This is a genomic window from Brucella pituitosa (genome assembly GCF_965577835.1).
GTDB classification, from domain to species: domain Bacteria; phylum Pseudomonadota; class Alphaproteobacteria; order Rhizobiales; family Rhizobiaceae; genus Brucella; species Brucella pituitosa.
Genome location: NZ_OZ264092.1, coordinates 2,031,896 through 2,046,559, shown reverse-complemented (window position 1 = coordinate 2,046,559; position 14,664 = coordinate 2,031,896). Strand labels below are relative to the sequence as shown.

Sequence of the window (14,664 nt, the reverse complement as noted above, 5' to 3'; positions counted from 1 at the left end):
CTGCTGAAATTGTTGTAATGCAAACCTCTTGCTTTTCACTTCACAGAAGCAGTCTAATTTAATTAGAATCTTATAGATTTGTTCTATAGTTAAATATCTATTTCGCCGCCGACGCTCTGCTGCGCCCGCGTTTTTTGGATGGAGTAATGTTTCCGACAAGCGCCTGTACCGATGTTGCGTCAACAGGCCTGCCGAAAAACCAGCCCTGCCCGGATAGCTTATCGCTAATGCCGCGGAAATAGTTGACCTGAGCTTCCGTCTCAAGGCCCTCAACGACAATATCCAGACCGTGTTCATGTGCCATCGAAATAATCTGGGGCACGATTGATACCGTTCCACGTTCATCACCGACTGTACGCGTGAAAGCCTTGTCAATCTTGATGGCATCGACCTGCAGCTCGCCCAAATAAGCGAGATTGGAATAGCCTGTACCAAAGTCATCGATATAAATCCGATGCCCGCGCTCACGCAGTTGCCTGATACCTTCGGTGGCCCTGGCAAAATCGACAGCTGTGCGTTCCGTCAATTCCAATCCGATTTGCTGAGGCTTAATATCAAATTCCCTAAGGCGTTGTTCGAGCGCAGCCATAAATGCCGGGTTCTGCACGTCACCTGCCGTCATATTGATATTGATGCGCAAAGAAGGTTGCTGCCGTAAAAGCTCGCCCATCTCCAAAATCACCTGATCAATGACATATAAGGTGATGCGATCCGCTATACCTGCCGCTTCCGCACGGGCAATAAACAAATCAGGCGGCACGAAATCGCCCTTCGTTATCTCCCAACGGATCAACGCCTCGAAGCCTGTAATCTTACCATTTCCGATATTAACGACCGGCTGATAAACCAGTGTGAGACTCTTCGCCGCCAGCGCCTTTTTCAAAAGAGAAATCAAAGATTGGTCGCGATTTCGATAATAAATCCAGGCTGCACCAAGACCACTACCAACAAACATTCCGAGAGCAGTAAAAACGAAAGGCAGAAGCTGGTCCGCCTCGGCATACCAACTCTGCGATGTCACAACCGAAATACAGACCCCAGTAACAGGATCACAGGTTTTCTCGCGCAGAATATCGTCTGAAATGCCAAACGACCGACTGCTGCCAGTCGGAACAAAACTGTTTTCAATATTGCCGGGAAACGCCTCTGGGAAACTGTAGAGACGGGCAAATTGCGTTTTGTCCGTGTTTGTCAGGAAAACAACGAAATTATACTGAGAAACGTGCAACGCATCAAAAGCGACCGAGCTCAACACAACATTCGCCTCGCCACGTCCAATGACGGGGCCGTGACTACCGGGTGTAATCAGCTTATGATCACCATAGATATAAGTGCCGTCCATTAACTGCACCTCTTCGGTGGAACGCACTTCGTCAGTGTCAACGTCGTTCAGGAGAGTGGAACACTCAAGTCGATCATTCACGAGACGACCAATATCCTTGACATGATAGCCACCAAACAGCAGCTCGCGTAAATAACGTTTATCCTCGTCAGAGCAGATTGCATAAGGAGAACGGTTGGCCTGTTCCAATGTTTTCTGTGCGGATGTAATGATGCGATTGGCCTGCGACATCAGCACAGACATATAGGCATCCATATCCCGCTCTTCTTCGTGCAGCTGAAACCGATTACCAGCCCATTTTCCAGCAATCGCACCTAGCAGCAGCATAACGGCGATCAGGACATAAACAGGCGATAAAAAAGACCTGCGCTGAAGCACCATCAGAAAACCTGCCGTTCCAATATCGACAATCGGGAAACCAGTTTAAAACATTTTTCTCATGCTACTATGACGCATAAAAATAAAGGAAATGGCTACTATTTCCAATAGTCTCTATAATAATACCAAATTTATATTCTCAGAAGCTATATAAAAATAATGTATAATATAAAGCTGTGACAATTATCAGCACTATAAATAACAAGCGCGATCAAACTGCAAGATAAAAAAAGGCGCACGCGATAGCAGCGTGCACCCCTTATCATCTCAGCTTCATGCACAGCATCAGCGCCGAAACATGCTCTCAAGCTCAACACTTATTTCGTGTTATACGGACCTTCATCAAAGCCCACAAAAATCTGGACACTACGAGCGCTATCCGACGGGATCGAGATTCCCTTGTCATTAAATACGAATTGCGTCGCACCACCGCCGGTCACATTCACGGTCTGCTTATGCAGCTTGGAATAAATCACCTTGTCACCCTGAAGGACCGCAACGCGGACTGGCATGGTGATGTTACCGCTCTTGTATTTTGGACCGGGCACGACCTTGCCTGCCGCAGCAACGTCAAGAGTGATTGTTCCATCAGTGTACTGGCAAGAACGGGTAGTATCGGTCAACGCCGCCTGATAAATGACGCGGCTCGCATCCTTATCGCCACCCTTTTCATAGGTGTTGAAATAGGCTGTGCCGTCACGCAACGAAACGGTTGGGCAGAAAGCGCGCAACTCCGATTCTTTGATACGTGTCTGGCCGGCGTCTGCCTGTGCGCCGTCCGCAGATTTCTGCGTGCCACTTGTCGTGCAGCCTGCGAGTGCTGCGAGCAAAACCGTTGCAAAGACTGGAAACAACGATGAACGATTCTGTAATGCTTTCTGCATAAACCGGGCTTCCCTGCACTGATCGACCTGTTCTATACCACTATGCGATGCGTAGCGTGAGGGTGTTTTCCTGTTTTTTGTCGCCAAGAGCAACCCCCATCCCTACAAGGATGCTTTAATTCTTGCGGCTTTTTTAGGGACGCTCTATTGCATTATGCGGCTAAAATCCGCCTCGACCCGAAATGAAGGCCTTTGAGATGAAATATATCAGCACGCGCGGCGAAGCACCTGTTCTGGGGTTCAGCGACGCTTTGCTCGCCGGACTTGCCCGCGATGGCGGCCTCTATCTTCCTCAGGAATACCCACAATTCACCCCGGAACAAATTCGCGATTTGCGCGGAAAATCCTATGTGGATATCGCGCTGGCTGTACTGACACCTTTCATCGACGGTGAGATTCCACAGGCTGATTTCGAGCGCATGGTGCGTGAAGCCTATGGTTCGTTCCGTCACGATGCAGTCTGCCCTCTGGTTCAGACGGGTTCGAATGAGTTCATTCTTGAACTGTTCCATGGCCCGACGCTTGCCTTCAAAGATGTCGCCATGCAGCTTCTTGCTCGCATGATGGATTATGTGCTGGCCCAACGCGGTGAGCGCGCCACGATTGTCGGCGCCACTTCCGGCGACACAGGCGGCGCGGCTATCGAGGCTTTTGGCGGCCGCGACAATACAGATATCTTTATTCTCTTCCCGAATGGCCGCGTGTCACCGGTGCAGCAGCGCCAGATGACCAGCTCCGGCTTTTCCAACGTTCATGCCCTTTCTATCGAAGGTAACTTCGATGACTGCCAGAATCTGGTCAAAGGCATGTTCAACGATCTCGAATTCCGTGATGCGATTTCGCTTTCCGGTGTGAACTCGATTAACTGGGCGCGTATCATGCCACAGGTGGTCTACTATTTCACAGCGGCACTGAGCCTTGGTGCGCCTGACCGTGCCGTGTCCTTCACGGTGCCAACCGGCAATTTCGGCGATATTTTTGCAGGCTTCGTTGCCAAGAAAATGGGCCTTCCAATCGATCAGCTCATCATCGCGACCAACGACAACGACATTCTCTCGCGCACACTGGACGGTGGCGCTTACGAAATGCGTGGTGTCGAACAAACAACCTCGCCTTCGATGGACATCCAGATTTCGTCCAATTTCGAGCGTTTATTGTTTGAAGCACACGGCCGCAATGCGGCTGCTGTGCGTGGTCTGATGCAGAGCCTGAAGCAATCGGGCGGCTTCACTATCTCCGAAAAGCCGCTTTCCGCCATTCGCAACGAGTTTTCAGCGGGCCGTTCTACGGTCGAGGAAACTGCGCAAACCATTAAGTCTGTGCTTGAAGCAGATGGTTATCTGCTTGATCCGCACTCGGCGATTGCTGTTAAGGTCGCTCGCGAAAAAGTGTCCGGGAACGCACCAATGGTGGTTCTGGCAACAGCCCACCCGGCGAAATTCCCCGATGCCGTAAAGGCTGCGAGCGGTATCAACCCGGAACTTCCGGCATGGCTTTCGGACTTGATGCAACGAAAAGAAAGTTTCACAGTTCTTCACAACGACCTGAAAATCGTGGAAGAATACGTTCGCCGTCATTCTCGGGCATAAAATGCGCGTGCTCTTCTACCGCATCGGCCCAAAAATCGGAATCGAGTTTTGGAAAGCAAGATGCGTAGTTTAAAAGAGTTAGAGCGTCCTTTAGCGTCCAGAAGGACGCCCGGCGCTCTAAGGGAATTAAGAACGGGAACCCGAATGGGACTATGGGAGCATTGTGCTTATGGGTGTTGAAGTAACGCGTCTTTCCAATGGCTTGACCATTGCTACAGATAACATGCCGCATGTGGAAAGCGTCGCGTTGGGTATCTGGGTCAAGGCAGGCGCACGAAACGAGGCTCCGGATCGGCATGGCATCGCCCATCTGCTTGAGCATATGGCTTTCAAGGGCACGGAAAAGCGGACGGCCTGGCAGATCGCCTCGGACATCGAAAATGTTGGCGGCGAGATCAATGCTGCGACGAGCGTCGAGACCACGTCTTATTATGCGCGTGTTCTACGCAACGACATGCCTTTGGCGATCGATATCCTCTCAGATATTCTGACCGCTTCGAAGTTCGATGAAGCGGAGCTTGAGCGCGAAAAGCAGGTCATCATGCAGGAAATCGGTGCTGCGCACGATACGCCTGATGATATCGTCTTTGACCGCTTTACCGAAACCGCTTATCGCCATCAGCCAATCGGACGCGCCATTCTTGGCGAGCCCGATACGGTCATGTCCTTCACTTCGGACGACCTGCGCCAGTATATCGATGAACAGTACAGCGCTGACCGCATGGTGGTGACGGCAGCAGGCGGCATTGATCACGATCAGTTCGTGAAGGAAGTGGAAAAGCGTCTCGGCGGCTTCCGTGCGCACAATACCGCGCCAACGCTTGATCTCGCCACCTATGTTGGCGGTGATTTCCGCGAAAATCGCGAATTGATGGATGCGCAGGTACTGATCGGCTTTGAAGGCCGCGCCTATCATGTGCGCGATTTCTATGCCTCACAGCTTCTTTCCATGATCCTCGGCGGCGGCATGTCTTCGCGGCTGTTTCAGGAAGTGCGTGAAAAGCGCGGCCTTTGTTATTCGGTCTACGCTTTCCATTGGGGCTTTTCCGATACGGGTCTGTTCGGCATCCATGCTGCGACTGGTCGCGATGAACTCGTAGAGCTACTGCCGGTCATTATCGACGAGCTGCACAAAGCAGCGGATTCCATCAGCATTGAGGAAGTCAATCGCGCTCGTGCGCAGTACAGCGCAAGCCTGCTCATGTCGCAGGAAAGCGCTGCAAGCCGCGCGGGACAGATCGCACGCCAGTTCCTGCTCTATGGCCGTCCAGTTGCAAACAGCGAACTGATGGATCGCCTCTCGCTGATCACTCCGGAACGACTGAGCGATCTTGCCGGACGCCTGTTCCTTGACAGCAAGCCGACGATTGCAGGTGTTGGCCCCGTTGGACGTCTGATGGGCTTTGAGGGGCTCACCGATGCTCTCTCGACCAGCGCACATACAAGGAAGATTGCTGTGTAAGGCAGCAAGGATAAGAACGCAGGTGACACGGAATAGTACAACAGGTTTCAGGCGATAAACATATTGCCCCAATGCCTCGCTGTCCTATTTCCTTCACCGCCCTCCTTAAAACAGGAACCCGCATGATCGGCCTGCCATTCCGGCGCAGCAATCCGACAATCCTTCGTGGGAAGCGCATTTATTTGCGCGAGCCATTGATGACCGACTTTGCAAGTTGGGCCAATGTGCGCGAGCAGAGCCGCGCCTTTCTTACCCCATGGGAACCGACCTGGGCCGATGACGACCTGACCAAAAGCGCTTTCCGCCATCGGCTGCGACGCGTACAGGAGGAAATGTCCGATGGCACCGGCTATCCGTTTTTTATTTTCCGTAACGGCGACAACCGGCTTTTAGGCGGAATTACCCTTGGCAACATCAGACGCGGTGTCGGCCAAAGCGGCATGATCGGCTATTGGAGCGGTGTATCCGTCGCCGGCCAGGGCTATATGACCGAAGCCTTATCAATGGTTATCCCCTTTGCTTTCGGGGAACTGAGGTTGCACCGGATTGAAGCTGCCTGTATTCCCCATAATGTACGTTCGATACGGCTTCTCGAAAAAGCCGGATTTCAGAGAGAAGGACTGTTGCGTTCCTATCTCAAAATAAACGGCTTCTGGCAGGATCACCTGTTATTTGCCCTTTTAGAAAGCGACATACGCATGACCAATGGCAAGGTTGAACGCTCGTGAACGGTCTTACAGACAGGTTTTTTTCAGCCTTCACGCGGATTGTCTCCGCGTTCATTGCCATTGTGCTCTTTACAACGATTCATGCTTTTGCTGTTGAGCCTATAAAAATCTCAAAAGAAGACACAGCCCTTGACCTTTCGCGCGCTGTTGAGCTGCTGCGCAATCAAGGTGAGAGTGTACAGGTTTCCACCGCCCCCGGTGCAGATGGCATTGTACGTCGTATCGAGGTGCAAGCCGATCCTAATTCCAACGCATCTGGTGATTGGGCCGCTTTTTCCATCGCCAATCCCACAGACGAGCAGATTGACCGCCTGATCGTGGCTCCCCACTTCCGTCTCGTCGGTTCAGGCGTGATCTGGCCTGATCTGGGCTCACAACGTATTTCATCGATTACACCGAGCGAGGGCTTTGCGCTCGACCGCCAGCCAAGTGCGGATGCGGATGTTTTTCGCATTACGCTCAATCCGGGTACGGTCGTCACATTTGTTGCAGAACTCTCGTCACATAATCTTCCCCAGCTCTATCTGTGGGAGCCTGAAGCGTACAAGGATGCGGTCAACTCCTACACGCTTTATCGCGGCATTCTGCTTGGTATTTCCGGCCTTCTCGCACTGTTCTTGACGATCCTCTTCGTTGTTAAGGGAACCTCGCTGTTCCCGGCAACTGCTGCGCTTGCATGGGCTGTACTGGCCTATATCTGTGTCGACTTTGGCTTCTGGAACAAGCTGATGGAGATCACGCCCGGCAACGAGCAGGTCTGGCGAGCGGGCACGGAAGTGGCACTCGCCGCCTCCCTGGTGATTTTTCTGTTCACCTATCTCAATCTCAACCGATGGCATGATCATTTCAGTTATGGCGCGGTGACATGGGTGTTGGGGCTCATTGCGCTCGCAGGCGTAGCAGTATTCGATCCACCAGTAGCATCGGGCATCGCACGCATGTCGCTGGCGCTCACCGTCGTATCCGGTGTCTTCATCATCGGTTATCTGGCAGTCAAAGGTTATGACCGAGCGGTGATGCTTATTCCCGCCTGGCTGCTTACGCTCATATGGCTGCTCGGTGCCTGGATGGCAGTCTCTGGCCAGCTCGACAATGATATTGTCCAACCCGCTCTCGGCGGTGGTCTGGTCCTCATTGTGCTTCTGATCGGCTTCACTGTCATGCAGCACGCTTTTTCCGGTGGTGCGCTTCAACAGGGCTTGCTCTCAGATATGGAACGGCAGGCGCTGGCTGTCATTGGCGCCGGAGACATTGTCTGGGACTGGGACGTGCCGCGTGACCGCGTTGTGACGACGCCAGACATTGCTAATTATCTTGGAAACACCGCAAGTTCGCTGCAGGGGCCTGTGCGAAACTGGCTGCCCGCCATGCATGCCGATGATCGTGACCGGTTCCGTTCAACGCTCGATGCCATTCTCGAAAACCGTCGCGGACGCATCGGGCAAATTTTCCGCCTGCGCGCCAATGATGGCCACTATCATTGGTATGCTCTGCGCGCCCGTCCTGTCATCGGTTCGGATGGCGAGATCGTCCGTTGTGTCGGTACGCTGGTCAATGTGACAGAGCAGAAAAAAGCCGAAGAGCGCCTGTTGCACGATGCTGTGCACGACAATCTGACCGGTCTGCCCAATCGTGAGCTATTTCTGGATCGTCTCAGCAACGTGATGAATATGGCGCGCGGCGAGAGCAGACTGCACCCGACCGTTTTCATCATCGACATCGACCGCTTCAAGCAGGTCAACGACAGCCTTGGCATGTCAGCTGGTGATACGATCCTGCTTACCATCTCGCGGCGCCTGTCACGCCTTATGAAGCCACAGGACACGCTTTCACGTTTGTCGTCTGATCAATTCGGCCTTCTGCTCGCGTCTGAAAGCGATCCGGGTCGTATTGCATCTTTTGCTGAAGCTCTGCGTCAAGCAGTTCGTTCGCCGATTGCCTATGCCAAGCGTGAGATTGTGCTAACGGCATCGGTCGGCCTGATCACCTGGACGAAAACCGCTGCCTCAGCGGAGGATTTTGTCAAAGACGCCGAACTGGCCATGCATCAGGCCAAACGCTTCGGCGGCGACCGCATTGAGCCGTTCCGTCCGGCATTCCGTGCAATCGGCAGTGACAAGCTACAGCTGGAATCCGATTTGCGCCGTGCCCTTGAGCGCGATGAAATCAGCCTGGTCTATCAGCCGATTGTCCGGCTTGATGATGGCACCATTGCGGGCTTTGAAGCATTGATGCGCTGGGAGCATCCGCGCCGTGGCGGAATTTCTCCGTCCGAATTTATTCCGATTGCCGAAAGCTCTGGCCTGATCGTGCAACTTGGACTGTTCGCAATTCAGCGTGCGGCAGAAGATCTGTATGCATGGCAGGAACAGTTCCCCAAACTTGATCTGTTTGTGTCCGTTAATCTGTCGAGCACACAGTTGATCCGGCAGGATCTGATCAATGATGTGCGCTCGGTTCTCTCGCGCATTCATCTCACGCCCGGCAGCCTCAAGCTGGAATTGACTGAATCCGTGCTGATGGAAAATCCTGAACAGTCGGCCCATGTCCTCGCACGGCTCAAGACCATGGGTGTAGGCCTGTCACTTGACGATTTCGGCACCGGCTATTCTTCACTTGCCTATCTGACGCGCTTTCCGTTCGATATCATCAAGATCGACCGCTCGTTCGTTAAAGGCGATCAGCCGCAAAAGACGACGCTCCTGCGCTCCATCGTCAGCATGGCGCATGATCTCGGTCTTGCCGTTGTGACTGAAGGTGTAGACAGTGAAAGTGATGCTCTTCAATTGCGCCAGATGGGCTGCGAATATGTACAGAGCTTCATGTTTGGCGAACCATCAAGTCGGGAAGATGCAACGCGCATGATCCGGGAACAGCTGGACGCAGCTGCGGCTTAAAGCATTTCCAGCATAAAGTGCGAAGCGCTTTTGCGTAGGATAATGCGTACAAACAAATAGTTAGCGGCTCCAACGATTCAGTCTTAACTGGAGCCGCTCTAAGTCTTATTTTTACACGATAATCATTCAGGCATGACCGGCTTCGGAAACGAGCCGCGTCATGTCGATCCCCATCCGGGTCATCAGCCTGTCGTATTTTCCGACAATATCGCTATCAAACAGCATGTCCATCGGCGCCGGGCATGTCAGCCAGCCGTTCTCTGCAAATTCCAGATCGAGCTGTCCGGGTGCCCAGCCAGAGTAGCCCAGGGTCATCAATGCTTGCGTTGGTCCATTGCCTCCATAGATCGCACGCAGAATATCGACCGTTGCTGTGAGACAAATGTCTTCTGTGACCGGCATAGTGGAATCGACCATGTAGTCGTCGGTATGCAACACGAAACCGCGGGTTCGATCGACCGGTCCGCCATCGCGGATGACCATATGCTGCGCGCGCGCCGGTAGCATAATCAGATCCTCATCACCAATGACGCCGATTTGACGAAGGAGATCGGGAAACCCAACCGGCTGGACCTGATTAATGATGAAACCCATCGCGCCCTCTTCAGAATGGGCACAAATATAGACCACTGCGCGGGCAAAACGCTCGTCGCTCATTCCGGGCATTGCGAGCAGGAATTGCCCGTTCAAGAAACCCTGCTCCTGGTTTGGCTTCCTGAGAATTGTCATAGATATGAAGGTAGCAAGACTGCGGCAAATGACAATGAAATTCGTGCAAAGTTTCTTATTGCTTCGAACGGGCTTGATTTTGGATTGCATATTGAAGCAACCTCCCCGCGAATAAATGCAATTAAAGATTGAGAAGAATCATCAGCATGTTGATGTATATAGTTGTAATTTCGGCAGCAGCCTTCTTGGCTTATTCTATATACGCGCAGGTCAGACTTTCTCCGCTTATCGATTTCATCAGGCAAAGCCCGTCAATGACAAAGGCGATCGGAGATGTGTCTGATCTTTATTACATTTTCACCATGCCACGCGGTAATTATCGCTTTGCGTTATATCTTTGGCGCAACCCCACACCGCCAGATGAGATCGCCACAAATTTTGCTGATTATGACGCGCTGCGCATCATATCCAATATTGCTTTTCTGTTTCATCTCGGCCTGGGTTTTGTCATCGTTTCGAGCGTGACACTACAATTGTTGCTGAAACTCTGAACTACAATTTACAGACTTAAACTCAGCCTTGATAGAAACATGATTTTCCATCAATCTCGCCGCATGAGATCAATTCAGTTTCTTGTCCTCCCTCTGCTCTTGAGTGCGGCAGTTTCCGCGCAGGCTGCCACGTCTGACTGGTCGGAAACGCCGGGCGGCAAAGTCCGTGTTATTCTTGAAGACGCAAAGCCGCACGGCGAACTGCGTGGAGCATTGCAAATCGATCTCAATCCCGGATGGAAAACCTATTGGCGCAATCCGGGTGATGCAGGTGTGCCACCGCAGCTCAATATAGAAGGCGGCACTTCTGCGCGGATCGACTATCCGGCCCCCGTATATTTTGATGCCGGTGACGAAGGCGGTATCGGCTACAAACATTCAGTATCGTTGCCACTAACCTTCCACGTAAAACCTGGCGAACAGCGGCTGAAAGGGCATGTCTTTCTCGGCGTCTGTGAAAAAATCTGCATTCCCGTTCAGGCTCAGTTTGATTTTCCATTGAAGGTAACACCAGAACAATCGCCACAGGCCATCGCCGCGCATACGATTGTCGAAACCGCCTTTGGTCGCCTGCCAGCCCCCGCATCCGCCGAGTTTGGCGTAAAAAGCGCAAAGCGAGAGGAAAGCAAAGCGGTTTTTGAGATTGCGCTTCCCGACGCCCACGCACCTGCCGAACTTTTTATCGGAAGCGACCAGCTAAGCCTTTCCGAGGCAAAGCCCGAGAAAGATACTGGTCAATTGCGCTTCGCAGCCACGCTTCATGGCAAAGCTGAGGGCGGCACGCTGATAGACTATACGCTGGTTCAGAATGGCAAAGCAGTTTCCGGACAGGTCAGGCTGGATTAACTTGTAAGATCCGTAATTTGAAATTGTCGAACGGATCATTATCGGCTTAAGTGTCGTCGCCATGTTTCATGCACTGGCAGTCGAAATTCAGCGATTCATACAGGTGGGCAATGACGGCACACGCTCATCTTCAGGAGAAAAACGATGACGATCAAAGTTGGTGACAAGCTGCCCGCAGCAACCTTCAAGATAAAGACCGCAGACGGCGTCAAGGAAGTGACGACTGACGAAGTCTTTGCTGGCAAAAAGGTCGTTCTGTTCGCGGTTCCCGGTGCTTTCACACCGACCTGCAGCCTCAACCACCTGCCGGGCTATCTTGAAAATCGCGATACCATCCTCGCGAAGGGCGTCGATCAGATCGCAGTCGTTGCAGTGAATGACGCTTTCGTTATGGGCGCATGGGCGCAGAGCACTGGCGGCGAAGGCAAGATCCTGTACCTCGCTGATGGTTCCGCCCTTTTTACCAAAGCTCTTGGTCTTGAACTGGATGCAACCGCAGGCGGTCTTGGCATCCGCTCGAAGCGTTATTCGGCTATCGTTGAAGATGGCGTCCTCAAAACCCTCAACATCGAGGAACAGGCTGGTCAGGCCGCTACTTCAAGTGCTGCGACACTAATCGAACAGCTTTAATTTATTCAAAGTTAGCGCCACCGATCTCAACAAATTGCAGCAAGGCAAATAACTTGCCTGAAAATCAAAAAGCCGCGCTGTGCTCCAGCGCGGCCTTTCCTTATTCACAAACCCGATAATCGCTACTTCACTTGAAGCGACTTGTATCCGTTGTATTTAAACGGCTCCATACCTTCACGAGCAAGCTCGTCAGCGCGTTCATTCTCCGGATGACCTGCATGCCCTTTGACCCAGTGCCACGTCACCTTATGCGGCTTGCGCGCCTCATCCAGCGCCTGCCAGAGTTCGGCATTCTTTACCGGCTTCTTGGCTGCGGTTTTCCAGCCATTGCGCTTCCAGCCCTCAATCCAACCAGAAATGCCGTCACGCACATAGACACTGTCAGTGTAAAGATCGACTTCACATGGCTCTTTCAATGCAGATAGCGCCGAAATTGCTGCCATCAGCTCCATGCGATTGTTGGTGGTGTCGGCCTCGCCGCCCTTCAGCTCTTTCACATGGCCATTCCAGCGCACAATAGCGCCCCACCCACCGGGACCGGGGTTGCCCGAGCACGCACCGTCGGTGAAAGCCTCTATATGCTTCACGCGGCAGCTCCCGCCAATTCAAGCCCGTATTCTGTTGCAGATGTAACCTGTCGGTGAAAGCGCATACGACGCACATATTCCATAGGGTCTTTTTTCATCACGAAACTGCCGTCGGGAACGGTCAGCCAATCATAGAGACGCGTCAGCATGAAACGCACCGCGGCACCTCGGGCCAGAACCGGCAAAGCGTCGATTTCAGCAAGTGAGAGCGGACGCACGGAATTATAGCCGCGCAGGAATGCAGCACCCTTTGTGAGATTGAAGGAGAAATCCTTCTCAAAACACCAGGCGTTCAGGCAGACAGCCACGTCATAAGCGAGAATATCCGTGCAGGCGAAGTAGAAGTCGATGAACCCCGACAGCCGATCACCAAGGAAAAACACATTGTCCGGAAAAAGATCGGCATGAATGACGCCTTCCGGCAGTCCTACCGGCCAGTTCTTTTCCAGATAATCGAGATCGCCCTCTGCCTCGGCAACCAGCCCCTGCTCGACACTATCGGCACGTTCTTTCGAAAGATCCCACAGCGGGCGCCAGTCAGGCAATGTCAGACCATTGCGGCGGCGCATAGTGAAGTCTTCACCAGCCAAATGCATTTCAGCCAGCCCACGGCCAACTTCTTCACAATGTGCGACGGTGGGTTTGCGCATCCACATGCCTTCAAGGAAGGTCACGATAGCCGCCGGACGGCCTGCAAGCTCACCGATCATCGCACCATCGCGGCGCACCACCGGCTGTGGGCATTCCAGACCGCGTTTGGAGAGATGCTGCATCAAATTCAGGAAAAATGGCAATTCGTCGCGATTAACACGCTTCTCATAAAGGGTAAGAATGAAAGAGCCTATCGTCGTGTGCAGAAGGTAATTGGTGTTCTCGACCCCTTCTGCAATGCCCTTATATGAGGTCAGAGCACCGATGTCATACTGTTCAAGAAAAGAACCAAGCTCGATTTCATTGATATCTGTATAGACGGCCATGCCGCTTATTTCCCCATATTCACACCGCGAATCTTATCCGAAAACCGTTATGCTGTTTTCGGGATGCGCTCTAATTTCGGTATGCCGACCACCCGGTTTTCACCGTTGACGAATGCCATATCCTGCACCGTCAGCTCCACATCGCGTATTTCACGATTTACAAGGAAGTTTTCGGTTTCGATTATCGTTTCTGCCAGTTCGATTTTGACAGTGAAGCGCGCCTTGAAGGCATCCATGATCTCATCGACGATGATTTCAGGCGCAGATGCGCCAGCCGAAAGACCAACCACTGAAATATCGCCGACTTTGTCCCATTCGATGTCGCTTGCGCGCTGCACGAGCATCGACATGCCCGCGCCAGCCTTTTCAGCTACTTCGACAAGGCGCTTGGAATTGGATGAGTTCGGAGCACCCACAATGAGGAAGAGATCGCAACCGGGAGCGGCTGCGCGCACCGCATCCTGACGATTTGTCGTGGCATAACAGATGGATTCTGCAGCCGGTGCGGTCAGGTTTGGGAAACGCTGCTGCAACTCCTGGATAATACCCGCAGTATCATCAACCGAAAGCGTCGTCTGTGTAACGAAGCCAAGATTATCCGGATCGGTAAACTCGATCTTGCGCGCGTCTTCAACTGTCTCGATGAGCGTCACGGTTCCGTCAGGCAATTGCCCCATCGTGCCGATCACTTCGGGATGGCCGGAATGGCCAATCAGGATCACATGACGGCCAAGGCGCTGATGGCGCATCGCCTGTTTGTGAACCTTGGAAACCAGAGGACAGGTCGCATCAAGATAAAAAAGGTTCTTGGCTTCCGCATCAGCAGGCACCGACTTTGGTACACCATGGGCAGAAAAGACCACAGGCTGATCGCGATGTTCTGCCGGAATTTCATCGAGTTCTTCGACAAAAATTGCGCCGCGTGACTGCAGGCCTTCAACAACATAGCGATTATGCACGATCTCGTGGCGCACATAGACCGGAGCACCATATTTCTTCAATGCCAGCACGACGATCTGGATCGCCCGGTCAACGCCCGCGCAAAAACCACGCGGGCCGCAAAGACGGATTTCCAGAGGGGGACGTGTATCAGTCATAAATCGTGCTCGCTGGGTTCGGCATGG

General features: G+C 52.7%; 13 protein-coding genes. 7 read left to right on the top strand and 6 right to left on the bottom strand.

Annotation, left to right across the window (positions count from 1 at the left end; all coding sequences use genetic code 11):
- Positions 1–97 precede the first annotated feature (97 nt).
- Together ACSME1_RS09830 and ACSME1_RS09825 are read right to left on the bottom strand one after the other, a co-directional pair.
- A complete protein-coding gene (locus ACSME1_RS09830; protein ID WP_100559536.1) occupies positions 98–1,723 on the bottom strand; it encodes an EAL domain-containing protein in 1,626 nt (541 codons plus the stop codon).
- A 314-nt stretch (positions 1,724–2,037) separates the two neighbouring features.
- The gene (locus ACSME1_RS09825; RefSeq protein WP_024897210.1) at positions 2,038–2,604 is read right to left on the bottom strand and encodes a hypothetical protein; all 567 of its coding nucleotides are present in this window, start codon (positions 2,602–2,604) and stop codon (positions 2,038–2,040) included.
- A gap of 197 nt (positions 2,605–2,801) precedes the next feature.
- Between ACSME1_RS09825 and thrC the strand changes: the two genes are divergently transcribed.
- The 4 genes from thrC to ACSME1_RS09805 all read left to right on the top strand — a co-directional run bounded on the left by thrC (position 2,802) and on the right by ACSME1_RS09805 (position 9,280).
- Entirely contained in the window at positions 2,802–4,193 is a 1,392-nt protein-coding gene (gene thrC / locus ACSME1_RS09820; RefSeq protein WP_105705314.1) for a threonine synthase, read from the top strand.
- A 169-nt stretch (positions 4,194–4,362) separates the two neighbouring features.
- Positions 4,363–5,655, top strand: coding sequence for a M16 family metallopeptidase (locus tag ACSME1_RS09815; protein ID WP_024897208.1), 1,293 nt, complete (start codon positions 4,363–4,365; stop codon positions 5,653–5,655).
- 122 nt (positions 5,656–5,777) lie between these two features.
- On the top strand, positions 5,778–6,383 hold the full coding sequence (locus tag ACSME1_RS09810) for a GNAT family N-acetyltransferase (RefSeq protein WP_024897207.1): 606 nt from the start codon (positions 5,778–5,780) through the stop codon (positions 6,381–6,383).
- 38 nt (positions 6,384–6,421) lie between these two features.
- Complete coding sequence (locus tag ACSME1_RS09805) at positions 6,422–9,280, top strand: EAL domain-containing protein (RefSeq protein ID WP_425427632.1); 2,859 nt, start codon at positions 6,422–6,424, stop codon at positions 9,278–9,280.
- A 126-nt stretch (positions 9,281–9,406) separates the two neighbouring features.
- Here ACSME1_RS09805 and ACSME1_RS09800 read toward each other — a convergent pair whose 3' ends face one another.
- Entirely contained in the window at positions 9,407–10,009 is a 603-nt protein-coding gene (locus tag ACSME1_RS09800; protein WP_024896209.1) for a YqgE/AlgH family protein, read from the bottom strand.
- Positions 10,010–10,263: 254 nt separating this feature from the next.
- On the opposite strand from ACSME1_RS09800, the gene ACSME1_RS09795 reads away from it, so the two are divergent.
- The 3 genes from ACSME1_RS09795 (at position 10,264) to ACSME1_RS09785 (ending at position 11,976) form a co-directional block, all read left to right on the top strand.
- Positions 10,264–10,500 carry a hypothetical protein gene (locus ACSME1_RS09795; RefSeq protein WP_146111758.1) on the top strand — a complete coding sequence of 79 codons (237 nt, stop codon included), beginning with the start codon at positions 10,264–10,266 and terminating at the stop codon, positions 10,498–10,500.
- Positions 10,501–10,563: 63 nt separating this feature from the next.
- Entirely contained in the window at positions 10,564–11,346 is a 783-nt protein-coding gene (locus ACSME1_RS09790) for a protein-disulfide reductase DsbD domain-containing protein (protein WP_105705652.1), read from the top strand.
- Between the two features lie 144 nt (positions 11,347–11,490).
- Positions 11,491–11,976, top strand: a complete 486-nt coding sequence (locus tag ACSME1_RS09785) for a peroxiredoxin (protein WP_105705316.1) — start codon at positions 11,491–11,493, stop codon at positions 11,974–11,976.
- A gap of 122 nt (positions 11,977–12,098) precedes the next feature.
- Here the strand turns inward: ACSME1_RS09785 and rnhA are convergent, their stop codons facing one another.
- Genes rnhA through ispH form a run of 3 tightly spaced genes read right to left on the bottom strand, consistent with a single transcriptional unit; the run spans position 12,099 to position 14,637 of the window.
- On the bottom strand, positions 12,099–12,563 hold the full coding sequence (gene rnhA / locus ACSME1_RS09780; RefSeq protein ID WP_024896205.1) for a ribonuclease HI: 465 nt from the start codon (positions 12,561–12,563) through the stop codon (positions 12,099–12,101).
- Entirely contained in the window at positions 12,560–13,540 is a 981-nt protein-coding gene (locus ACSME1_RS09775) for a homoserine kinase (RefSeq protein WP_105705318.1), read from the bottom strand. The genes rnhA and ACSME1_RS09775 overlap by 4 nt, the downstream gene beginning before the upstream one ends.
- A 47-nt stretch (positions 13,541–13,587) precedes the next feature.
- Positions 13,588–14,637: a 4-hydroxy-3-methylbut-2-enyl diphosphate reductase gene (ispH, locus tag ACSME1_RS09770; protein WP_024896203.1), complete on the bottom strand. Its 1,050-nt coding sequence runs from the start codon at positions 14,635–14,637 to the stop codon at positions 13,588–13,590.
- Positions 14,638–14,664 lie beyond the last annotated feature (27 nt).